Here is a 22,723-nt window from a genome sequence, read left to right on the forward strand (position 1 = left end):
TGCGCAATTCGCGTAATCTGGGGACCATGTCACTCTGGTCGCAAATCACAGAGATACTCAACGCGCTGCGCAAGGGCGAATCGCTCTCGGCGGTGTTCGAGCGGCTGCGCAGCCCGCCGGAACGCTCTGTGGCCTTTACCATCGCGGTGATCGCGCTGGGGGCAAAACTGGCCAAGGCCGACGGGCAGGTCACACGCGGCGAGGTGGCTGCGTTTCGGCGGGTGTTTACCATCCCGCCCGAGGAAGAGGCCAATGCCGCCCGTGTCTTCAATCTGGCGCGGCAGGATGTGGCTGGCTTTGACCAATACGCGCGCAAGATCGCAGCCATGTTCACCGCTGGCGATGCGGTGCTGGTCGATCTGCTCGAAGGGTTGTTCGAAGTGGCCTATGCCGATGGCCAGTTTCATCCCGCCGAAGAGGCGTTTCTGACCGAGGTCGCGCGCATTTTCGGGCTGGATGATCGGTGCTTCAACTGCCTTCGTGCGCGCGTTGTGGGCGATGTTGCGCCCGACCCGTATGCGGTGCTGGCGGTTGCGTCCGATGCCCCCATGGCAGAGGTCAAGGCCGCCTACCGCGCCGCTGTGCGCGACAGCCACCCCGACCGGATGATCGCCAGAGGGGTGCCGCAAGAAGCCGTGCGGCTTGCGGAAAACCGGATGCGCGACATAAATCGTGCCTGGGAAGATATCCAGGCGGCGCGCGCGGCTTGAGCGGGCGCGGTATCGCGTGGTATCGTCGTCGCACCATGAAAATGCTTGCGCCGCTTGTTCTTGCCCTATGCCTTGCCATGCCCGCCCACGGGCAGGATGACGCCCCGGCAGAAGACGGGTTGTTTACCCTGATGGAACGGTTGCTGCGCGGGTTCATCACCGAAGCAGAGCCGCAACTGCGCGGTCTGGAGCGCGGCTTGACGGAACTGGAACCCGAGTTGAACAGGTTTCTGGACCGGATGCGCGATATGACCCGCTACCACCCGCCAGAAGTGTTGCCGAATGGCGATATTCTGATCCGCCGCCGTCAGTCCGAAGATGAGGGTGTGCCGGACGCGTCGCCCGAGGCAGAGCCGCAGCCCTCGCCGGATGGCGAACCCGATTTCGTCCCGGAACAGGCCCCCGAACCGTTCGAGCTATAGCCTGCACTGCGCGACACCCGCACCTTCGGGGTGGCCCGCATCTGGTTGGCCAGCGACAGAAAACGCTGCTCGGCGACCTCTGTATACAGCCCCGACATCTGGCGCGACAGAACCAGTTCGATCTCTGCCTTTTTCGGGAAATACCGCAATGTGCCCGTCCGCGACAGGTGGTCCATCGTGAACATCGCGCCAAAGCGCAATGCGCGTCCGATGGTCTTGGCCTCTTCAAGTTCAGCCTCTGTCAAAAGCGATGCAACCTCGCGGATGCGCGGGCGCAGCCCGTTGGTTTTGTAGCGATACATCAGGGCAATGCCCAGAAACACGCGGCCCGCATGGTCCAGACTGCCCAGATTGGCGCGCGTCGCCGTGTCGAAACAGGCATCGGCGCGGTAATCGGGATGGGCGCGCCAGTTTACGTCATGCAACAGGCAGGCCGCCCGAATCAGCCGCCGCCGCGCAGGCGGACGCGACCGGAAGAGCGGCCGCAAAAACGCGTAAAGCTGTGCGCCGAAACCGGGAATGCGGGCGCTCGACTTCTCCATGAAGCTGCACGCTTCAATCAGCGGATCGCGCGCGCGCAGGGCAGGGGGCATCTGTTCATACAAGATACCCTCGCGAATGCCGTAGCTGGAGACGAATATCTTTTTCGGCCCGAAGACCTGCACCAATTGCCGCAGCACCTGGCTTGCCAGCGGCACAAGGCTCATCCGGTCATTGGAAATGCCGGTGCGCCCGCGCAGCTCGGCGGTCGAGTTCTCGTCGATCCAGTCCAACGTCTTGCGGATAGATTTGGCTGACATCTCGTATTCGTGCAGCACTTTCAGCGGGTAGCCGCGGCGTTCCATGTCCAGCCGGGCAATCGCGCGCCACGAGCCGCCCACCAGATACAGCGCATCATGGTGGTTTCCGACCTCTGCGCGCAGGTCTTTCAGCACACCGTCGATGTGCTTGCGCAGGCCCTTCTTGCCGCCTTTGACCTGTTGCAGCCGGAACGGACCAAGCGCCGATGTCACCGTGTGGCTGACCTCGCCGTCGCCGATCACGGCCAGTTCCATGGATGACCCGCCAATGTCACAGACCAGACCTTTGGCGTCGGGCCAGCCGGTCAGCACACCTTGCGCAGAGAGTCGCGCTTCTTCGGCCCCGTCGATAACACGCATCCGCAGGCCGGTATCCGCTTCGATCTGGGCGCGAAATTCGGGGCCGTCTTCGGCCTCTCGCATGGCGGCGGTCGCGACCATGGTCAGGTTCGACATCCGCATCCCTTGCGCCAGCAGGGCAAACCGCTTGATGGTCGCGCGCGCGCGTTCGCGTCCATCGGGGCTTAGGCGACCGCTTTCGACAAAGCCGCGCCCAAGGCCGCACAGCACCTTTTCATTGAAGAAATAGGCCGGGCTGCGCGCCGCGCCATCGAACACCACCAACCGGACAGAGTTCGATCCCACGTCGATCACGCCGACCTGTTTCAGGGCACGGGCGCTGGAATCTTGGAAAAGAGGTTCATCGAACAGGCCAGCGCTGTGGCGCGGGCGCTCTGTCTGCGGGGGCGAATTGCCATCCATGCGGGGCATGTCCTGTCTGACAGTCGTGTTACCGCGTTGTAGCGGTTTGCGGCGGGTCGGGTCAATCACCGATCCGCCCCCTACCGCGCGCGGCCCGCTTGCGGCATAACGGGCGCGATCCGATTCGACAGTTGCGAGGCCCCCATGCACGATATCCGCGCCATCCGCGAGACCCCCGAGGCGTTCGATGCAGCCCTTGCCCGCCGCGGGCTGGCCCCCATGTCCGCAGACGTGCTGGACATTGACGCCGCACGCCGTGCTGCCATTGCGCAATCGGAAACCGAAAAAGCCGCGCAGAATGCGGCATCCAAGCAGGTGGGCGCGGCCAAGGCCAAGGGCGACGAGGCCGAATTCGAGCGGCTGCGCGCGTTGGTGGCACAGACCAAAACCGAATTGGCGCGGCTGGACGAGGTGGCACGGGCGAAAGACGCGGAACTGGCCGCGCTTCTGGCGACCATCCCCAACCTGCCGCTGGCCGATGTGCCGCAGGGCGCGGACGAATCGGACAATGTCGAATTGCGCCGCTGGGGCACACCGCGCGAATTCGACTTCGCGCCCAAAGAACATTTCGAGATTGCAGGCATCACCCGCGACATGGATTTCGCACTGGCCGCGAAACTGTCGGGCTCGCGCTTTGTGGTGCTGCGCGGGGCCGTGGCGCGTCTGCACCGCGCTTTAGCGCAATTCATGACCGATCTGCATGTCGACCAGCACGGTCTGACAGAGGTGAACAGCCCGGTTCTGGTACGGGACGAAGCAATGTTTGGCACAGGACAGTTGCCCAAATTCGCCGAGGACAGCTACCAGACCACCAATGGTTGGTGGCTGATCCCGACATCCGAAGTGACGCTGACCAATTTCGCCGCCGGTGAAATGCTGGACGGGGCTGCGCTGCCCTTGCGCTTTTGCTCGCACACGCTGTGCTTTCGGTCCGAAGCCGGCAGCGCGGGGCGCGACACCACGGGGATGCTGCGCCAGCACCAGTTCGAGAAGGTCGAGATGGTGTCGATCACCGCGCCCGAAGACAGCTTGGCAGAGCATGACCGCATGACCCGCTGTGCCGAAAGTGTGCTAGAGGCGCTGGAACTGCCCTACCGAACGATTGTGCTGTGCACGGGCGATATGGGGTTTGGCGCGCAAAAGACGCATGACATCGAAGTGTGGTTGCCGGGGCAGGACGCGTATCGCGAAATCTCCAGCGTCTCGACCTGTGGTGATTTTCAGGCGCGGCGTATGAACGGGCGGTTCCGGCGCGAGGGGGGCAAGCCCGAATTCGTCCACACGCTGAACGGGTCCGGCGTGGCCGTGGGCCGCTGCCTGATTGCGGTGCTGGAAAACGGGCAAACGGCGGATGGGGGCGTGGCGCTTCCGGCAGCGCTGCACCCTTATCTGGGCGGCAAAACCCGCATCACGCCAGAGGGCGCGCTGGCCTGAGCACCGTGACAGCGCCGCCACTTTGCGCGCTAACATGGTAAATCACCTGTTTACTGCCCGAAACTCGCCACATTCGCATGGCGAGATGCTCCGTAGTGTGTATCATTGCAGGAGCTTTCCCCATGCGACCCGACCCGGAACAATTCAAGATCCGTAGCCCCCGTGACCCACGTCGTCCCGGACCGGTCCCGGCGCTGAGCGCCGACAGCCGCCCCGGCCATCCGCGAAATGCCGCCGATGTGCCCGCGCGTTTTACTGATTGGGCGTTGATCTGACTTGGCGGCTGTTGCGCGACTGGCTAAGCTTGCGCGATGACAGAGCCAATTTCCAGCATCCGCAACCTTGGCCCCGCGATGGAGGCCGCTTTTGCCCGCGCGGGTGTCCACAGCGCCGAAGCCTTGCGAAGCTTGGGCACTGACGCGGCCTATGCAAAGCTGCTCGCCAGCGGCGCGCGCCCGCATTTCATTGCCTATTACGCCCTGGAAATGGCCTTGCAAGGGCGGCCCTGGAACGACTGCAAAGGGGCCGAGAAAGATGCGCTGCGCGTTCGCTTTGCGGCGTTGAAAGCAGGGCGATCCGGCAATCCAGACGGTCTGGAAGCAGTGCTGAACCGGATCGGGGTGATCCCGTCTACGCGGGTGCAGCCATGACGGCGCGCTTTGCGATACTGGTCGTCGCGTTTCTGGCGGCTTGCGGCGGCGGTTCGCCAGAGGCCACTCGCGCCCAGAACGCTGCACTATACCCCGGTGAAACCCCGCAAATGCGCGCGCTGATCAAGACCTATGCCGCGCGCCACGGCATTCCCGAAGCCCTGCTGCACAAAGTTATCCAGCGCGAAAGCGATTACCGCGCAGAGGCGCGGAATGGTCCCTATTGGGGCCTGATGCAGATCCTGCCGCAAACCGCGCGACAAATGGGACATGACGGGCCGCCCGAAGAACTGCTGCGCGCCGAAGTGAACCTTGAATACGCGGGCCGGAATCTGAAAGGTGCCTATCTGGTGGCAGATGGCGATTTGGACCGCGCCGTGATGTGGTACGCGCGCGGCTACTACTACGAGGCGCGCGACCGGTGCCTGTTGGTCGAAACGGGATTGCGCGACCGGGAAGTGCGGCGCGCCTGCCGCGACGGGTAAGGGGGGCGCTCGCGCCCCCCTCGCCAGCAAAGCTGGCTCACCCCCCTGAGGATATTTCCGCAAGGATGAATGGGTTAGAAGGACCAGACTTTCGCCGAGCTGTCGAGCATGGCGGCGCCCATCGCCGGTGGGGTCGCGACGCCGACACCGTCGATCAGCACTGATTGATCAGCCCCGAGGCCGGGCAGGTAAATTGCGCAGACCTCTACCGTGACGCCGCGCGACATGAGCATTTGCATCAGCCCTTGGGGCGAGGCATCGCGCGGCGGTTGGGGGGCGGTGGCGGTGTCAGGTGCATCTGTCAGCGCAATGTCACCTCCGGCACCGCAGAGCAAGATTCGGGCTTCGGTGCCCTGTTCGACGGCTTGTGCCGTCAACACCATCGACATGAGTTGCGTCTGGGCGTTGTCACTGGTGACGATGGTCACTAGCTTTTCGGCATTCTGCGCGAAGGCGGCGCCCACGGTCACAAGGCTTAGGGCGGTGGCCATGATGAGGGTACGGGGTGCGGACATGGGTCAATTCCTTTCCATAAGTCAAACCGGTAAACCCGGTTTGACTTTGGTGTGCACTTCCCATTCAATAATTCAAACATGACGATATGACGCAGGCCGCATCTTAATCCTGATACCACCAGAGATCGGGCTGAAAGCCGATCCAGTCGCCATAGGCGGGCAGGGTGTCGGGGTAGCGCAGTTCGGCCGCATGCGCGATCCGCGCGCGGTCGGTGAACCAGAACGGCACAACATGGCGCCCGGCGGTCAGCACGCGGTCGAGCGCGCGGGTCGCGGCGCGGAAATCGGACTGGTCGGTTGAGATCAAAAGCCTTTCGATCAACGCGTCGATGGCGGAGCTTTGCACGCCCATCCAGTTGCGCGACCCCGGCGTTTCTGCGGCGTCCGAGCCCCAATAGAGCCGTTGTTCGGCACCGGGGCTGAGCGACAGGCCGCGTGTATAATGCGTAACATCGAAATCGAACGCGTTGGTGCGTTCGGTGTATTGTGCCGAATCGATCTCGGCGACCGTGACTTGCATCCCGAGCCGCGAGAGGGACTCGCTGTAAATATCTGCGATCGCTTGTATATTTGCCGTACCCTGGCGCAGGAGTATGGTGAACTCGAAAGCCGTTCCTTCGTCATCGCGCAGCACGCCCGCGTCATTCACCTGCCAACCGGCATCGGCCAGAAGTGCCGTGGCCGCGCGCATGTTGCGACGGTTGGCGACCGAGCCGTCAGACGCGGGAAGGGTGTAGCCATCCAGCGTGCCCGGCAAAAGCTGGTCGGCGAAAGGTGCAAGGAACTCTGCCACGCGCCCTGTGGCTGCACCGGGCTGCATGCCAAGCGTGGAGTTCGAGAAATACGAGGTGATGCGCGGGTCTTGCCCGTCATTTATGACCTGCGAGATATATTCGAAATTGAACGCATGGATCATCGCTTCGCGCACACGCCAGTCGGCGAAGAGCGGGTTGCGCATGTTCATGACGAACCCATTGATGCCCGAGGGACGCTCATGCGGGATTTCGGATTTCACGACCTCACCCGACCGGACCGCCGGGAAGTCGTAGCGGGTGTTCCAGTCATTGGCGCTGGGTTCGCGCATCGTGTTCAAAAGCCCTGCGGTGAACGCCTCGAACATCGCGGTGGAATCGCCGAAGAATTCCATGCGGATTTCGTCCAGATTGGCCTGCCCGCGCATGAAGGGCAGGTCGCGGCCCCAATAGTCCGGGTTGCGTTTGAGCAGGACCGAGCGCCCCGTCTCAAACCGGTCGATGACGTATGGCGCGCTGGAGATCGGGATGACGGAAGTGCCCGATTCGGCGAAATCCACGCCGTCCCATTGGGCCTTTTTCAAGACCGGGCGCAGGCCAAGGATGAGCGGCAGTTCGCGGTCGGGTTCTGTAAAGGTGAACCGAACGGTACGCTCGCCCACCGCTTCGGCCTGTGACACGCGGTTCCATGTGCCGTGATAGCGCGGATGGCCTTCGGTGCCCAACGTCTCGAACGACCAGAGCACATCTTCGACGGTGACGGGGCTGCCGTCAGAGAATCGAGCCTCTGGCCGCAGGGTGAATTCGACCCATGCGCGGTCTGCGTCCACCTCTATTGATTCGGCCAGAAGACCGTAAAGCGTGAAGGGTTCGTCCCATGACCGACCCATCAACCCCTCATAGGCCAGAAACCGCAACTGCCATGGCGTGTTGCCTTTCAGGATATGCGGGTTGAGCGAATCGAAGCTGCCGACCTCGCCCTGTACAATGCGCCCGCCCTTGGGGGCGTCGGGGTTGGCATGGGGCAGATGCGCAAAATCTGGGGGAAGCGCGGGGCTGCCATACATAGCTATGCCATGCGCAGGCTCTGCAAGTGCCGCGCGCGGCACTATTGTGCAGATCGCGCCGAAGGACAGCGCGGCAATAATAAGGCCAAAGGGGGTTTGCATGGCGGTCACTCCAAGGTCATATCGGTACAGTGTTTCGGGGGACGCTACAGCGCGTTTCATGCCTTTTCAAACTTTTAGCTTGGAACCTTCGTGTAGAAGCGTTATATATTGGGCACTGCTCGATAGGTTTCTTGCCTGTATGAAACCTGCCTCAATAACTTGCGCCCGCCTTGTGCGGGCGCTTTTTTTGTCCCGCAGCATTTGCCATTCGCGTCAGGTCATCGCTGTTTTTCGACGCTGCATTCCGACCCACCGCTGGCATCCGTGGTCAGAGCGGGTATGCTGCATGGCAGCGAAACAGGATCAGACACCCGGAGGGAACATGCAGCTTGCAGGAAAACGCGCCATCGTGACAGGGTCGAATTCGGGCATCGGGCTGGGGATTGCATGGGAGCTGGCGCGCGCAGGCGCCGAGGTCGTGCTGAACTCTTACACCGACGATGCCGATGACCATGCGCTTGCCGAAAAGATCGCACAAGAGACCGGCGCGCGTGTGCGCTATATTCATGCGGATATGTCGAAGGTCGATCAATGCCGCGGCTTGATTGAGCAAGCGGAGGGCTGTGATATTCTGGTGAACAACGCCGGGATCCAGCATGTCGCCAAACTGGAAGATTTCCCTGCCGATACATGGGACGCGATCATCGCGATCAACATGTCGTCGGCGTTCCACACATCTGCGGCGGCACTGCCGGGCATGTATGCCAAGGGCTGGGGACGGATCGTCAACATCGCTTCGGCCCACGGATTGACGGCCAGCCCCTATAAATCCGCCTATGTCACGGCCAAGCACGGGGTTGTGGGCCTGACCAAAACCACGGCTTTGGAAGCGGCGGGAAAGGGCGTGACCTGTAACGCCATCTGCCCCGGTTATGTGCTGACCCCGATCGTGGAAAAGCAAATTCCCGACCAGATGAAAACTCATGGCATGGACCGCGAGACGGTGATCAAAGAGGTGATGCTGGCGCGCCAGCCCTCTGGTGAATTCGCGACCGTCGAGCAGGTGGGCGGGACAGCGGTGTTCCTATGCTCTGACGCTGCGGCGCAGATCACCGGGACGACTATATCTGTGGATGGCGGCTGGACGGCACTTTGACGCGGCACAGGTGGCCGGAGAAGGTGACGTGAGTATTTTCGGCAAGATGAAACAGGCAGGGCTGCAATGAAACGGATCAATCTGGCCCTGCAGGGCGGCGGCGCGCATGGCGCGTTCACATGGGGTGTGCTGGACCGGCTGCTGCAAGAGGATGATATCGAGATCGCAGCCATTTCTGGCACCTCTGCGGGCGCTTTGAACGCAGCGGCACTGAAAGCGGGGATCGTCACGGGCGGTCATGCGGGCGGGCGCGCGGCGCTCGATAGGCTTTGGCACAAGGTGGGTGCGGTGCATGATCTGCGCCTGACCGGCTGGATCGCGCAGGCACTGCCACCGGTGGGCGTGTTGAACACATGGGCCGAGCGCTTCATGCCGTTTTCTGCCGCCGATGCCGCGTCACTTGTGGCCAGCCCCTATGCTTTGGGCCCGCTCTACCGCAACCCGTTGCAAGAGATCGTCGAGGGGCTGGCGTTCGACCAGGTCTGTGCGGGGGCTGGTCCCGCGCTTTACATTGCCGCAACCAATGTGCGCAGCGGCAAGATCAAGGTCTTTTCCGGCGAGGCCATCGCGCCCGAGGTGATTCTGGCCAGTGCGGCGCTGCCGACGCTGTTTCAGGCGGTCGAGATTGACGATCCGGAGACCGGCGCGCGTGATGCCTATTGGGATGGCGGCTATACGGGAAACCCGGCGCTGTTTCCGCTTTTCGCGCCAGATCTGCCCGATGATATCCTGGTCGTCAGCATCAACCCACTGCACCGCGAGGAGGTGCCGACCACGCCGCAGGAAATACAGAACCGCATCAACGAAATCAGCTTCAATTCATCGCTGCTGCGCGAATTGCGCGCGGTGAGGTTCGTGAAGCGGCTTATTGCGGAGAGCCGGGTAGAGCGTGGTGCGATGAAGGATGTGCTGCTGCACATGATCGCCGATGATGCGTTGATGACCAGCCTGTCCGTCACCACCAAGCTGACGCCGACTCCTTACCTGCTTCACACCCTCAAAAAGGCCGGGCGCGCCGCTTGCGACGGGTTTCTGGCCCGCCACAAGGGGGATCTGAACAGCCGCGATTCGCTCGATTTGGATGCAATGTTCGAGTGAAGGCAACAATCTAGGGTTGTTGTTTCTATTTTGGTAAATCGGGGGTTGAATGCCTCTCGGCTGCACGCTCTTATGCTCAAGGGTGGTCGCATAGGCATAGGCTTATGAAAGATATATTTATTCTGTCGGGGCAGCGCACGCCCATCGGAAGCTTTGGTGGCGGGTTGGCGGGGCTTTCGGCCCTGCAACTGGGCACGCGGGTAGCGCGGGCCGCGATAGAGCGCGCCAATGTCGCGCCCGCGCAGATCGAGCATAGCGCCTTTGGTATGGTCAGCCTGACAGAGCCCAACGATCTTTACCTTTCGCGCTATGTTGCGATCGGGGCGGGCACGCCAGAGACCGTCAGCGGTGTGAATGTGAACATGCTGTGCGGCTCTGGTTTGCAAGCGGTTGTGCAGGGCATGCGCGAGCTGGCCATGGGCGCGGCAGAGGTCGCGCTGGTCGGCGGCGTGGAAACCATAAGCCGCACGACGCATCTGTTGCAGGCCGCGCGGTTCGGCAAGCGTATGGGCGACACGCCAGTCGTGGACCTGCTGGATGCCGCGCTGACCTGTCCGTTCGGTGGCGTGAAACTGGGGGTCACGGCGGAAACATTGGCGCGCGAGTTCCAGATCACACGCGACATGCAAGATGCCTGCGCCTTCGAAAGCCATACGCGCGCAAATGCAGCCTTGGCCGAGGGGCGGTTGAACGCGCAGATCGTGCCGGTCGCGTTGCCATGTGGCCGCATGCTCGCCGAGGATGAGGGACCGCGCGCGACCTCGCTCAAACTGTTGGGGCGTTTGCCGGCGGCCTTCGCGCCGGGCGGCACCGTCACAGCCGGCAATTCCGGCGGGTTGGGCGATGCCGCCGCCGCCTTGGTGCTGGCCTGCGAGGTACCAGACGGTGCCAAACCGCTCGCGCGCATCACCGGTGCTGCGCAAAGCGGGGTGGACCCGGCGCGCATGGGCTATGGTCCGGTGCTGGCGGTGCGCAAACTGTTGGCGCAAACCGGCCTGCGGATCGACGATTTCGACCTGATCGAATCGAACGAGGCTTTCGCCGCCCAAGCCCTTGTTGTCGCGCGGGAACTGGGGTTCGACCATGCGCGCGCCAACCCCGATGGCGGGGCAATTGCGCATGGTCATCCTGTGGGCGCCACTGGCGCGATCTTGACGGTCAAGGCGGCGCACGGGCTGGCGCGGCTTGGACGGGGCCGCGCGCTGGTATCCATGTGCGTGGGCGGCGGGCAGGGGATTGCGCTGGCCCTTGAAGCGGCCTGAGATTGCGGGCTTAGTGGGCGTGAACCCGCCACCCCTTGAGAGGCCGCAATGACCCTGACCCTTGACCACGCCCGCACCATCATCGCCGCCACACGCGCCAAGGGGCGCGAGATGGAGCTTAAACCGCTATCCGTGGTGGTGCTGGATGCCGGCGGGCATGTGATGGCCTTCGAGCGCGAAGACCGCGCCGCGCCGGGCCGCTTTGCGATTGCGCATGGCAAGGCCTATGGTGCCGTCATGCTGGGCATGGCGGGACGCGCGCAGATGGCCCGCGCAGAGGCGCAGGGCTATTTCATGGCGGCCGTGAACGGTGTCTACGGCGGGCAGGTTGTGCCGGTTCCGGGTGGTGTGCTGGTACATGACGGCGATCAGGTCATCGGTGCTGTCGGTGTCACGGGCGACACGTCGGACCACGACGCTGAAGCAGCCCTTGCGGGCATTGCCGCCGCCGGGTTTGTGGGCGAGGAATAGGCAGGAAAAAGGGGCCGCAAGCGGGCCCCTTTTCAGCTAGGCATCACGAGTTTTGCGCGACCTTTACTGGCGCGCAACCGCCGCCGCCTCTAGCAGTGCGTCGGCTGGCACAAAACCGCGGATCATCTGCTCGCCCATTACGAATGTCGGGGTGCCGGAAATCTGCAATCGCTGCGCCAGAGCGCGGTTGTCGGCGATCACGGCATTGACGGTCTCGCTGTCCATATGCGCGACGATGGCATCCAGCGCCAGATCATGCTCTTCGGATACGTCTTCCAGATATTCCGGTGTGATCGACCCGTCATAGCCCATCAGCTCGACATGCACGCTGTCATACGCCTCTGGCCCTTCCAGATCGAGCACGGAAATCGCGAACCGCGCGGCCATTTCAGATTCCGGCCCCAGAATGGGCAGTTCCTTGACGATTACGCGGATATTGTCGTCCTGTTCCAGCAGCGCCTCGACCTCTGGCATGGCGCGCTTGCAAAAACCGCATTTGTAGTCGAGGAATTCGACCAGCGTGACATCGCCATCTGGGTTGCCGCCGACCCATGACATCGGGTCGTTGAACAACGCATCGGCATTGGCCTGCACCAGCGCCACGTCCATATCACCCTGCGCCGCGGCATTGCGGCGTTCGAACTCCGCCACCGCTTCAAAAATCACCTCCGGGTTTTGCATCAGGTAGCTGCGGACCTGTGCGCCGAATTCGGGATCGACCGCCGCTTGCCCGTCTGCGGGCACGGCGCCAAGGGGCAGCGCGCTGTCGGGGTTGGCTTGCGCGGTCTCTGTGGTCTCTGTCTGTTCCGCGGCCTCCGGCGCAGAGGCGGCATCCCCGCCGCCGCTGGTCAGCACTATCAGACCCAGCGCCGACGCTGCAAGGCAGGTGCCGATAAGGCCTGAATCGCTTAAAGGTAGGGTCATTCTGTGCTCCTGTCTCGAATTCTCGGCGCGTGCTACGCGGGTTTGGCGTAGTTAAACCGCGCGACGCCTGTGGAATCAACCCTATGGCGCGCGACTTTTCGGCCCGATTGCATCTACTTGCACAAATTCCCGTGTTTGCGCGGCGCGCGCACTTGGCGTTGGGCACACGCTACCCCTAGAATGGCGCAAATCAAAAAATCGGGCAAATATTGGCGCGTTGGCATTACATAGTCTGGATCTGGGTCTGCATGCTTCTGGCGGCCCCCATGGCCGTGGCGCAGGGCAGTGTTCAGGCGCGGCTATTGACCGAAGACAGCAGCCTTTCGGCCACCCGCGACAGCGTTACCCTGCGTTTGGCGCTCAGCCAGCCCGTGCCATACCGTGTGCGGTTGTTGCCCGCGCCCCCGCGCGTCGTGCTCGAACTTAACACGCTGGACTGGCAGGGCATGGACTGGCCAGAGGTTGCGGGGCTGCGCGGTCTGCGCATGGGCCATCGCGGCGATGGATGGGCGCGACTGGTGCTTGATCTGGCTTATCCGATGCTACCAGAGACGGTGGCACAAACGGTGCAGCCCGAAGACGGGCGGGCCGTTGTCGAACTGGCACTAGAGCGCGCGGAGCTGGAGGCGTTCGAGGCGCGCGCCGACGATGAAAGCAGCTTCGCGGCGGCGTATTCGGACCATCTGCTGCACCCCGACGCCCCCGTGCGACCATCGCGCGACGATCCGCAAGTCTTGCGCGTCATGCTCGATCCCGGCCATGGCGGAGTTGATCCCGGCGCGGTGCGCGAGGGCGTGACCGAGGCGGATACCGTGCTTGCATTCGCCTTGGCCTTGCAAGAAGAACTGCTGCGCCGCAGCGGTTTCAAAGTCAGCATGACCCGCACGGATGACAGCTTCATCTCGCTTGACGGGCGGTTGCGCGCGGCGCGAGAGGCCCGCGCGGACCTGTTCCTGTCGCTGCATGCCGATGCGCTGCCCGAGGGGCTTGCGACAGGCGCAGTGGTCTACACCCTGTCCGAAGACGCGAGCGATGAAACCGCCGGTCTTTTGGCCGCCCGTCATGACCGCGACGATCTGTTGGTCGGCGTGGATCTGACACGCAACACCGATGACATCGCCTCCGTGCTGATGTCGGTGGCATGGCAGGACACGAAACTGCGCAACGCCGCGCTGGCAGAGGCGCTGGTGGACGGGATCGGCGCCGCCGGGTTGCGTCTGCATTCGCGGCCGGTTCAGTCCGGCGCGTTTTCGGTGCTGCGCGCGCCGGATATGCCCTCCGCCTTGCTGGAGCTTGGGTTCATGTCCAGCCCGCGCGACCTAGCGCGCCTGCGCGATCCGCAATGGCGCGCGCTGATGGCGCGGGCGGTGGCAGATGCGCTGGACCTGTGGCGCGTGCGTGACACGGAACGCCGCGCGCTGTTGCAACGCTAAAGGTCGCACCGCTTTGTCTCGCGCGCCAGAAAGGCCTTGGCGGACGTGTCGGGCGTGATGTCGAAAGGGGTGTCGGTCACGTCAAGCGCGGTCATCCGGTCCAAGCGGAAACTGCGGAAATCGCGCCGCATCTCGCACCATCCCGACAGCATGAATCCTGCCGGAAAGCTCCAGAACAGCAGCGGGCGCACGCGCCGCTGAGTCTGTGCGCCGACACCGTCGCGGTAGTCGAAGCGCACGACCCGGCGCTCGCGGATTGCATGGCGCAACACTTGCCCCTCTGGCCCCGACTGGGCGTTCATGCTCAGGAACGGCGCATCCGCCAGCGGGCGGGACGGGCTGTCGGGCAGCGCGGCTTCCAGCTTGGCGCGTACCTCTGCCGCCGCATGCGCCAGCCCCGGATCGCCCGCGTTGGTCACAAAGGCCAACCACAGCGCCAGCGCATCCAGCTGGTCATGGGTGAAGGTCATGGGCGGCAGGTCAAAGCCGGGGCGCAGCATATAGCCGACCCCCGCCTCTCCCTCTATCGGCAGGCCAGAGGCTTGCAGATGCGCGATGTCACGATAAATCGTGCGCTCGCTGACCTCTAGCACCGCGGCCAGATCCTGCGCGCGAGCGATGGGACGGCGGCGCAATTCCTGCACCAGCCGGAAAAGCCGTTCCGCACGCCGCATCCCAGTTCCCCCATCGCTCTGCGCCGGTTTACGCCACGACAGGCGCGCTGTCATGCGCGATATTCATGCAAAAGGCGTTCAGTTTGTTGCCGTCCGGGTCACGAAAATAGCCGGCATAGAACGTGCCGTCATTGCGTGGCCCCGGCATGCCCGCGCACGCGCCGCCATGGTCAAGCGCAATTTGGTATATCCGGTGGACCTGCGCGGGGTCTTGGGCCGCAAGCGCAATCATCATCCCGTTGCCGACGCTTGCGGGCTGGCCATTTTCGGGGTGCATGATGCCGATGCCGGGCGCGCCATCCGGCCCGACCCAAGCCAGAAACTGCGCTTCGTCACTGCCCATAAGCAGCTTTGCGCCCAACTCTGCGGCGAGGGCGCGGTAAAAGCGGGCGGCGCGGGGGAAATCGGTCACCCCGATTGTGGCATAGGCTATCATCTGTCGCTCTCCATGAATGTTGATGCTCGAACGCTACCACCCCCCTCCTGACACCATCCTGTCAGCAGTCTTGGGCGGCCCGAGCGCGCAGATGTGAGCCATCGGCTTTTGACCTTGTCCGCAGGCGCAGGTATAAGCGGCGCAACAGGCTACAGGGTGGTATCGGTGCTGCGCGCGATTTTTTCATTTTTCGGCGGAATCTTCAGCTTCGTGATTACGGGGATGCTGGCGGCTGCCCTGCTGATCGCGGGCATATTCTGGTACTATGCCCAAGATCTGCCCAGCCACGAACAACTTGCCAATTACGCACCGCCCTCCATCAGCCGCATCTATTCGGGTGAGGGGCGACTGATCGACGAATTCGCCCAGGAACGCCGCCTGTTCACGCCGATTGAAGATATTCCCGAACGGGTCAAAGCCGCATTTATTTCTGCCGAGGACCGGAATTTCTATGTCCATGGCGGGTTTGACCTGCGCGCGATCGGGGCCGCGGCCTATCAGGCGATTGAATCGCGCGGGCAGAATGTGCGCGGCGCGTCCACAATCACGCAGCAGGTGATGAAGAACTTCCTTCTATCGGGCGACCGCACCGGAGAGCGCAAGATCAAGGAACTTATCCTTGCCAGCCGTGTTGAGGGCACACTGTCCAAAGACGACATTCTGGAACTGTATCTGAACGAGATTTTCCTTGGCCAGAACAGCTATGGCGTAACCGCCGCCGCACAGACCTATTTCAACAAGACGCTGGATGATCTGACCGTGGAAGAGGCTGCCTTTCTGGCCGCCCTGCCGCAAGCGCCATCAAATTATCATCCGGTGCGCAATTACGACCGTGTGGTCGCGCGCCGCGATTACGTGCTGGGAGAGATGCTGCGCAACGGCTATATTGACCGGGCCACGCATGATCGCGCCAAGGAACTGCCGCTGGAAACGGTGCAGTCGGGTGATTTTGCAAGCCCGCGCGAAAACATGCCCCCGCGCGACTATTTCACCGACGAGGTGCGGCGCCAGTTGTCGGGCACCTTTGGCGAGGACGAGTTTTTCGGCGGCGGGCTTAGCATTCGTGCGACCGTCGATCCCGACATGCAGCGCGAAGCGGCCCATGCGCTGCAACGCGCGTTGGAACAGTATGACCGTGGCCTTGGCGAATTGCGCACCACGGGCGAGCGGATTGCGCCCGAGCAGCTTGGAAGTGAAGAGGACTGGCGCGCAGCACTGGCAGATCTGACGCTGGCCCGCGACATCACGCTGGGCAACCGCTGGCACCCCGCGGTGGTGCTGGAGGTCACACCCGACCGCGCGCGTCTGGGGATAGAGGATATGCCCTCCGACCAGAACGCGCCCCATGTTGTGGACCGCCCCGATATCGACTGGGCGCGCGGGTCGCTGTCAGACAACCTGAGCGTGGGCGATGTGGTCTATGTCCGGGCGATCACATCCGATAGCGACGGCAGCTTTCTGCGCTGGTCCCTGCGCCAGATCCCTGAAATTCAGGGCGGGTTCATGGCCATGGACGTCAATAACGGCCGTGTCCTTGCCATGCAGGGCGGGTTTTCCTACGAAGCATCGGTATTCAACCGCGCGACACAGGCGCAGCGCCAGCCGGGGTCTGCCTTCAAGCCATTTGTCTATGCAGCCGCTCTTGATAGCGGGTTTACCCCCGCCACCATCGTGATTGACGCCCCGATAGAGATTGCGACGCCGCAAGGCGTCTGGCGGCCCACGAATGCCAGCAACCAGTTTTATGGCCCGACGCCCGTGCGCACCGGCATTGAGCGTTCGCGCAACCTGATGACGGTTCGCCTTGCACAAGAGATCGGGATGGACGTGGTCGGCGGCTACGCCGAGCGGTTCGGCGTTTATGACCGGGCAGAGCAATATCTGGCCAATGCGCTTGGCAGTCAGGAAACCACGCTGTTTCGGATGGTCGCGGCCTATGCGATGTTCGCCAATGGCGGCGAACGTGTGGAACCCACGCTGGTCGACCGGGTGCAGGACCGCTACGGGCGCACCATTTACCGCCACGATCAGCGCAATTGTGTGGATTGTGACGAACGCGGCTTGGCCGAGGGGCGCAAGCCGTGGATCACCTCCAGCCGCGCGCGGGTGATGGACGAGGTAACGGCCTACCAGCTGACCTCTATGATGCAGGGGGTGGTGCAGCGCGGCACGGCGGCGCGCACGGTCAATCTGTCAGTGCCCACAGCCGGCAAGACCGGCACCACGAACGATGCGCGCGATGTCTGGTTCGTCGGCTACACCTCGAACATCGTTGCGGGCTGTTACCTGGGGTATGACCAGCCCAAGCCGCTGGGGCGCGGGGCAGGGGGCGGCACCATGTGTGGCCCCGTGTTCAACGAATTCATGCAGAAGGCGGTGCAGAAATACGGCGGTGGACGGTTCCGTGTGCCAGAAAACGGCTATTTCCTGAAAATCGACCGCACCACCGGCGCCCGCCTGCCCGATGATGCCAGCGGGCCGAATGTTGTCGCCGAATTCTTCCGCGAGGGTGAAGAGCCTATCTTCGGTCTGGCCGCGATCATTGATGGCGGTTTTGCCATGGGCGGCGATCTGCCAATGTTCGCACCGGGTGAAGAATACGAGGCGCTGGAGCGCGAGGATGCCGGGCGCGGGACACCGCCGCCTGCCAGCTTTGGCACCGTCACCACGGGCGGGCTGTATTGACGGGGCACCCTTGCCCTGTCTGCCGTGCCAAGTTATGCACCGCCACCCGCACCCTCAGTTTGAGAATGGACCGTCGCAATGCGCTCTGAAACGCTTGGCCTGATCGAGCAGATCCGCAAATCCCTGACCCTTTTGGGCCAGCGGATGGATATTGAAACGGCCGCGCACCGGCTGGAAGAGTTCGACGCCATGACCGAAGACCCCGAGTTGTGGAACGACCCCACACGCGCGCAGGCGCTGATGCGCGATCGGCGCATGTTGTCAGACGCGATCGAAACGCACCGCGCCATCTCTCAAGAGCTTGAAGACCAGATCGGCCTGATCGAACTGGGCGAGGCAGAAGGCGACAGCGATGTCGTGGAAGAGGCCGAAGAGGAGTTGCGCAAACTGGCCAAATCCGCCGGAGAGAAAGAACTCGAGGCGCTTTTGAACGGCGAGGCCGACTCGAACGATACCTTCTTGGAAATCAACGCGGGCGCGGGCGGCACGGAAAGCTGCGACTGGGCGTCCATGCTGGCGCGCATGTATGTGCGTTGGGCCGAGAAAAAGGGCTACACGGTCGAATTGATGTCCGAAAGCGCGGGCGATGAAGCGGGTATCCGGTCCGTCGCCTACAAGATCAGCGGACACAGCGCTTACGGGTGGCTGAAATCGGAATCCGGCGTGCACCGTCTTGTACGGATTTCGCCTTATGACAGCTCCGCGCGGCGGCACACGTCCTTTAGTTCTGTCTGGGTCTATCCCGTCGTGGACGAGAACATCGAGATCGAAATCAACCCGTCGGATATCCGCATCGACACGTATCGGTCGTCGGGTGCGGGTGGCCAGCACGTCAACACCACCGACTCTGCGGTGCGGATTACCCATATTCCAACCGGCATTGTGACCACGTCCAGCCAGAAATCACAGCACCAGAACCGCGACATTGCCATGAATGCGCTGAAATCGCGGTTGTATGAGATGGAATTGCGAAAGCGCACCGAGGCCATTGAAGCGGCGCATGACGCCAAGGGCGATGCTGGCTGGGGCAACCAGATCCGGTCCTATGTGCTGCACCCCTACCAGATGGTCAAAGACCTGCGCACCAGCCATGAGACATCGGACACCCAAGGGGTGCTGGATGGCGCGCTAGACGGGTTCATGGGCGCGACGCTGGCCATGGACGTATCCGGAAAATCGCGCGCAGAGGCGAACGCGACCGATTGACGGACAGTTTGCCGCAGGTATCATGGCATTCTTATCTTAGGGAGAGTGCGATGACGTCGACAGAGTTTTCCAACACATCCCCCGGCCTGCGCGTGGCAACACTGGGCACAGCGGACCTACGCGCCGCACTGATGGCGGGCTGGACCGATTTCAAGCGCGCGCCGGCCTTTGGCCTGTTCTTTGCGCTGGTGTATGTCGCAGGCGGACTTGCGCTGTGGTTCGGCCTTGGTGCCATGGGGCAGCCGGTGTGGTTTGTCCCCATCGCGGTGGGCTTTCCATTGCTGGCGCCCTTCGCCGCAATCGGGCTGTATGAGGTCAGCCGCCGGTTGGAGCGTGACGAACCGCTGTCATGGGCCCCGGTGCTGGGTGCCCTGCGCGGGCGCGGCGACGGGCAACTGGCGCTGATGGCGGTGGGCGTGCTTATTGTTTTTGGTTTCTGGATCATTCTGGCACGCGGTATTTTTGCGATTTTCATGTCCCGCAGCGGCATCGGTTTCGACAGCATCGGCCTGATGTTCAGCGTCGAGGGCATTTTCATGCTGCTTGTCGGCAGCGCGGTCGGCGCGGCGGTGGCGCTTGGACTATTTGCGATTACCGTCATTTCATTGCCCATGTTGCTGGACCGAGAGGTGGATTTCGTGACGGCCATGATCGCGTCTGTCGAGACCGTGCGCCAGAACCCGCGCACGATGCTGATCTGGGCGGGTATGATTGCGGGACTGCTTTTCGCGGCGATGATCCCGGCGTTTCTAGGCCTGTTCATCGTCTTGCCGGTGCTGGGCCATGCGACATGGCACCTGTATCGGCGCGCCCTGGGCTAAAGCCAGGCGCGGCAGGTCAGTAGCCCTGCCGCGTATTTTTCTTGCGCGGCATAGTGGTGCAAGCCTACTCTATCCGCCTAGGAGGAACGTTCATGTCTGACAATACCAGCGCATCGGCGCCGCTGCCGCCGTCCGAAATCCCCGACCCGCGCACCATTTCCGTTGGGGATCTTGCGGGCATTTTGCGCGCGGGGCTTGCCGATTTTCGGCGCGCGCCGCTGTTCGGGCTGGCGTTTTCTGCTGTCTATGTGCTGGGCGGGTTGGTTCTCTACACGGTTTTCATCGCCTCTGGACAAAGCTGGTGGTTCATTCCGGTCGCCGTGGGTTTTCCACTATTTGCCCCGTTCGCGGCAACCGGCCTGTACGAGGTCAGCCGCAGGTTGGAACAGGGTGAGGCGCTGGACTGGCCCGCAATTCTGGGCTGTGTGTTGGCGCAGAAGGACCGGCAAGTGCCGTCGATGGCGATGGTCATCATGCTGGCCTTCATGTTCTGGGTTTTTGTCGCGCACACCACGTTTGCGCTGTTCTTCGGCTTGCAGCCGATCACCAGTTCAACCGCCGACATGCTGCTAAGCCCCACGGGTCTAAGCATGCTGGCGGTGGGCAGTGTCGTTGGCGGCGGGATGGCCGCGCTGATGTTTGCCTTGACGGTCATCAGCCTGCCGTTGTTGCTGGACCGCGAAGTCGATTTCATCACGGCAATGATCACCTCTGTGCGGGTTGTCACGGCAAATTTCATTCCGATGGCGGTTTGGGCCTTTGTGATCGCGGGCCTGCTATTCGTGGCAATGCTTCCGGCATTTCTGGGCCTGTTCCTGATATTGCCGATTCTGGGCCATGCAACGTGGCATTTGTATCGGCGCGTTTTGCCCTAGCAGGCGGTGCCGCGTCTGGCGCGGCAGCGTTTAGGCGCACGACACAATCGCTGCAATTTGGAAAGATTATAGCGGTCTGGTAGACAATAATTCACATCTACGCGGGATCGCGGGCAAACGGCCTTATTTTCGCCGTTTTTTCTTGGCAGCGTCATCGTTGGATATGTTAACGAATACGCTGGATGTGTTATGTTCCCATTCTGTGGAACGAGAACCCGCAGTGTGTGGTTTGACTGGTGAATTAACGCGTGGCGTCGTTTTCAGATCGCGCGTAGGTCTATGAGGTGGGATAATGCCTGAAGTAGTTACAAATGACCTGATCGTTTTATCGGGCGCAGGTGTGGACGCCGGAAGCAACGGTGCAACCTATACCTATGACAGCGATCCTGCGGCCAACGAGCTGGTAGATGTGCTGGACGGTGTGACATTCACCACGCCGGTTGGGTCCGATGGAGAGACTATCCCGACTGGCTCTACCGTAACGATTGGCGGCACTGAATATACCCTGACAGAAGCCTACAGCTTTTGGGGCGAGTTTACGAAAATCGACCCGGGCACCGGGGACCCGTTCACAGATTCCGGCCAGACCGTTGCATTCACACTGACGGATGGGTCGGGCAACGAAATCAACATCATCTCGCCCAGTGACGACTTCAAAGGTGACCCCTCACTATGGTCGCCAGGGCAGATTACGGAAATCACCGTCGCCTCTGACCCGTTTGATTCCGGCGCGATCAATGAAGATGACGACGGCACCAAGCTTGGTGATGATGCGCCTTTCGAGACCGCCTGTTTCGTGGCGGGGTCGCTGGTCGATACCGATCAGGGCCAAAAGCCGGTTGAAAGCATCGCCGTGGGCGATCTGGTTCTGACCCGCGATAACGGATACCAGCGTGTGTTGTGGACCGGGCACCATGCCCAGACCAACGCATCGCTTGTGGCACGCCCCGATCTTGCCGCCGTGATCGTGCGCGCGGGCGCGCTTGGCGGCGGGTTGCCGCTGCGCGACATGCGTGTCTCGCCGTGGCACCGTCTACTGATCTGCGGCCAACGCGCTGAGATGATGTTCGGCGAATATGAAGTGTTGGTGCCGGCTATCCACATGGTCGGCCAGTCCGGCATTGCGCGTGACACTGCGCCGCAAACCTATGTCCACCTCATGTTCGAGGAACACCAGATCATTCGGGCCGATGGCGCGTGGAGCGAAAGCTTCCAGCCGGGGGCGAAAACGCTGGCTGGGCTTGGTGGTCCGCAACGCGACGAATTGCTGGCGCTGTTTCCAGAGCTTGCCGACAAGGCCGGTCAAGACGACTATGTCGCGGCGCGGCTGTCGTTGAAAGATCACGAAGCGCGCGCCTTGCTGGCGGCCTGACGCATATCAACGACCAGACCTGCACAAAGCCCCGCCGCTCAGGTGGGGCTTTTGCCATTGGGCGCGTGTCAAAAACCTGTGCGTGCCCCGTGTCAGGCCCGGCTGGGGGCTGGACACTCGGAAGATGGCAAGGCACTCTGTCGCGAAACAGGGCCTAATCGGAGAAGGATTCCGCCATGCCTGCACAAAAAAATAGAGGCGCCTTGATGACCCTGTTCGCGGTTGTCGGTTGTCTTTGGTTCGGTCTGCACGCGGTCGAATACGTTGCGGCGCGCTATGACCCGCTTGCTGCGATGCTGCCCTTGCCTGCGGGCTATGGGCTTGGCGCGCTGCTGGACGCAGTGCCAGCTTGGGCCTCTGGCGCGATTGGGGCAAGCGTTTGGCTGGGCCTTTTGGGGTCAGTTTTGTTACTGCTGCGCGACCGCGCGGCGGTTCTGGTGCTGGCCGTTGCCTTTTTGGCGGCACTTGTGTCTATGGGATGGGGCCTGATGGCCATGACCGACGGGCTTAGCACACTTGGCGGCGTCGATGTTATGCGCTTCACGGCAGCACTGGCTGCAGTCGCTTTGGGCTGTTGGCTGTATGCCCGCGTCGCAAAGCGGTCCGGCGCACTCTAGCCCAAGCCTATGTCCTGTCATCGCGGTTGCGCCGGGGCCTCTGGTCCCGGCGCA

23 protein-coding genes are annotated in these 22,723 nt (G+C 62.5%); 17 read left to right on the plus strand and 6 right to left on the minus strand.

Going from position 1 to position 22,723, the window contains the following annotated elements; all coding sequences use genetic code 11:
• Positions 1-26: 26 nt before the first annotated feature.
• Both ROE7235_RS03145 and ROE7235_RS03150 read left to right on the plus strand, forming a co-directional pair.
• Positions 27-710 carry a molecular chaperone DjiA gene (locus ROE7235_RS03145; protein WP_121093271.1) on the plus strand — a complete coding sequence of 228 codons (684 nt, stop codon included), beginning with the start codon at positions 27-29 and terminating at the stop codon, positions 708-710.
• On the plus strand, positions 707-1,132 hold the full coding sequence (locus ROE7235_RS03150) for an AAA+ family ATPase (protein WP_147434160.1): 426 nt from the start codon (positions 707-709) through the stop codon (positions 1,130-1,132). Before ROE7235_RS03145 ends, ROE7235_RS03150 begins: the two co-directional genes overlap by 4 nt.
• On the opposite strand, the gene ROE7235_RS03155 is transcribed toward ROE7235_RS03150, so the two are convergent.
• Positions 1,018-2,694: a Ppx/GppA family phosphatase gene (locus ROE7235_RS03155; RefSeq protein ID WP_121093272.1), complete on the minus strand. Its 1,677-nt coding sequence runs from the start codon at positions 2,692-2,694 to the stop codon at positions 1,018-1,020. The genes ROE7235_RS03150 and ROE7235_RS03155 overlap by 115 nt on opposite strands.
• A gap of 144 nt (positions 2,695-2,838) precedes the next feature.
• On the opposite strand from ROE7235_RS03155, the gene serS reads away from it, so the two are divergent.
• The 4 genes from serS (at position 2,839) to ROE7235_RS03170 (ending at position 5,263) form a co-directional block, all read left to right on the plus strand.
• Positions 2,839-4,128, plus strand: a complete 1,290-nt coding sequence (serS, locus tag ROE7235_RS03160) for a serine--tRNA ligase (protein WP_121093214.1) — start codon at positions 2,839-2,841, stop codon at positions 4,126-4,128.
• A gap of 122 nt (positions 4,129-4,250) precedes the next feature.
• Entirely contained in the window at positions 4,251-4,403 is a 153-nt protein-coding gene (locus ROE7235_RS20080; RefSeq protein WP_183073302.1) for a hypothetical protein, read from the plus strand.
• Between the two features lie 36 nt (positions 4,404-4,439).
• Positions 4,440-4,778 (plus strand): TfoX/Sxy family protein, encoded by a 339-nt coding sequence (locus ROE7235_RS03165; RefSeq protein WP_121093215.1) that lies wholly within the window; start codon positions 4,440-4,442, stop codon positions 4,776-4,778.
• A complete protein-coding gene (locus ROE7235_RS03170; protein WP_121093216.1) occupies positions 4,775-5,263 on the plus strand; it encodes a transglycosylase SLT domain-containing protein in 489 nt (162 codons plus the stop codon). Before ROE7235_RS03165 ends, ROE7235_RS03170 begins: the two co-directional genes overlap by 4 nt.
• Positions 5,264-5,337: 74 nt before the next feature.
• Here the strand turns inward: ROE7235_RS03170 and ROE7235_RS03175 are convergent, their stop codons facing one another.
• Both ROE7235_RS03175 and ROE7235_RS03180 read right to left on the minus strand, forming a co-directional pair.
• Positions 5,338-5,778, minus strand: a complete 441-nt coding sequence (locus tag ROE7235_RS03175; RefSeq protein WP_121093217.1) for a DsrE family protein — start codon at positions 5,776-5,778, stop codon at positions 5,338-5,340.
• A gap of 103 nt (positions 5,779-5,881) precedes the next feature.
• Entirely contained in the window at positions 5,882-7,759 is a 1,878-nt protein-coding gene (locus ROE7235_RS03180; protein ID WP_370743420.1) for an extracellular solute-binding protein, read from the minus strand.
• Between the two features lie 262 nt (positions 7,760-8,021).
• On the opposite strand from ROE7235_RS03180, the gene ROE7235_RS03185 reads away from it, so the two are divergent.
• From ROE7235_RS03185 to ROE7235_RS03200, 4 genes are all read left to right on the plus strand, one after another.
• Entirely contained in the window at positions 8,022-8,795 is a 774-nt protein-coding gene (locus ROE7235_RS03185; protein WP_121093219.1) for a 3-hydroxybutyrate dehydrogenase, read from the plus strand.
• Between the two features lie 66 nt (positions 8,796-8,861).
• A complete protein-coding gene (locus tag ROE7235_RS03190) occupies positions 8,862-9,893 on the plus strand; it encodes a patatin-like phospholipase family protein (protein WP_121093220.1) in 1,032 nt (343 codons plus the stop codon).
• 104 nt (positions 9,894-9,997) lie between these two features.
• Positions 9,998-11,155 (plus strand): acetyl-CoA C-acyltransferase, encoded by a 1,158-nt coding sequence (locus ROE7235_RS03195; RefSeq protein ID WP_121093221.1) that lies wholly within the window; start codon positions 9,998-10,000, stop codon positions 11,153-11,155.
• A gap of 48 nt (positions 11,156-11,203) precedes the next feature.
• Entirely contained in the window at positions 11,204-11,626 is a 423-nt protein-coding gene (locus ROE7235_RS03200) for a GlcG/HbpS family heme-binding protein (protein WP_121093222.1), read from the plus strand.
• A gap of 63 nt (positions 11,627-11,689) precedes the next feature.
• Here the strand turns inward: ROE7235_RS03200 and ROE7235_RS03205 are convergent, their stop codons facing one another.
• A complete protein-coding gene (locus ROE7235_RS03205) occupies positions 11,690-12,550 on the minus strand; it encodes a DsbA family protein (protein ID WP_121093223.1) in 861 nt (286 codons plus the stop codon).
• Between the two features lie 248 nt (positions 12,551-12,798).
• Between ROE7235_RS03205 and ROE7235_RS03210 the strand changes: the two genes are divergently transcribed.
• Positions 12,799-13,983: an N-acetylmuramoyl-L-alanine amidase gene (locus ROE7235_RS03210; protein ID WP_121093224.1), complete on the plus strand. Its 1,185-nt coding sequence runs from the start codon at positions 12,799-12,801 to the stop codon at positions 13,981-13,983.
• Here ROE7235_RS03210 and ROE7235_RS03215 read toward each other — a convergent pair.
• Both ROE7235_RS03215 and ROE7235_RS03220 read right to left on the minus strand, forming a co-directional pair.
• On the minus strand, positions 13,980-14,657 hold the full coding sequence (locus tag ROE7235_RS03215; protein ID WP_121093273.1) for a helix-turn-helix transcriptional regulator: 678 nt from the start codon (positions 14,655-14,657) through the stop codon (positions 13,980-13,982). The genes ROE7235_RS03210 and ROE7235_RS03215 overlap by 4 nt on opposite strands.
• Before the next feature lie 28 nt (positions 14,658-14,685).
• Positions 14,686-15,093 (minus strand): VOC family protein, encoded by a 408-nt coding sequence (locus ROE7235_RS03220; RefSeq protein WP_121093225.1) that lies wholly within the window; start codon positions 15,091-15,093, stop codon positions 14,686-14,688.
• 165 nt (positions 15,094-15,258) lie between these two features.
• On the opposite strand from ROE7235_RS03220, the gene ROE7235_RS03225 reads away from it, so the two are divergent.
• The 6 genes from ROE7235_RS03225 to ROE7235_RS03250 all read left to right on the plus strand — a co-directional run bounded on the left by ROE7235_RS03225 (position 15,259) and on the right by ROE7235_RS03250 (position 22,669).
• Positions 15,259-17,778, plus strand: coding sequence for a penicillin-binding protein 1A (locus tag ROE7235_RS03225; RefSeq protein WP_121093274.1), 2,520 nt, complete (start codon positions 15,259-15,261; stop codon positions 17,776-17,778).
• Between the two features lie 78 nt (positions 17,779-17,856).
• Complete coding sequence (prfB, locus tag ROE7235_RS03230; protein ID WP_121093226.1) at positions 17,857-18,984, plus strand: peptide chain release factor 2; 1,128 nt, start codon at positions 17,857-17,859, stop codon at positions 18,982-18,984.
• A gap of 50 nt (positions 18,985-19,034) precedes the next feature.
• Complete coding sequence (locus ROE7235_RS03235) at positions 19,035-19,805, plus strand: DUF2189 domain-containing protein (protein ID WP_121093227.1); 771 nt, start codon at positions 19,035-19,037, stop codon at positions 19,803-19,805.
• A 92-nt stretch (positions 19,806-19,897) separates the two neighbouring features.
• Positions 19,898-20,680: a DUF2189 domain-containing protein gene (locus tag ROE7235_RS03240; RefSeq protein WP_121093228.1), complete on the plus strand. Its 783-nt coding sequence runs from the start codon at positions 19,898-19,900 to the stop codon at positions 20,678-20,680.
• 292 nt (positions 20,681-20,972) lie between these two features.
• A complete protein-coding gene (locus ROE7235_RS03245; protein WP_121093229.1) occupies positions 20,973-22,052 on the plus strand; it encodes a Hint domain-containing protein in 1,080 nt (359 codons plus the stop codon).
• Positions 22,053-22,258: 206 nt separating this feature from the next.
• On the plus strand, positions 22,259-22,669 hold the full coding sequence (locus tag ROE7235_RS03250; RefSeq protein WP_121093230.1) for a hypothetical protein: 411 nt from the start codon (positions 22,259-22,261) through the stop codon (positions 22,667-22,669).
• Positions 22,670-22,723: the final 54 nt, after the last annotated feature.

Origin of the sequence: Roseinatronobacter ekhonensis (assembly GCF_900499075.1) — a bacterium.
GTDB classification, from domain to species: domain Bacteria; phylum Pseudomonadota; class Alphaproteobacteria; order Rhodobacterales; family Rhodobacteraceae; genus Roseinatronobacter; species Roseinatronobacter ekhonensis.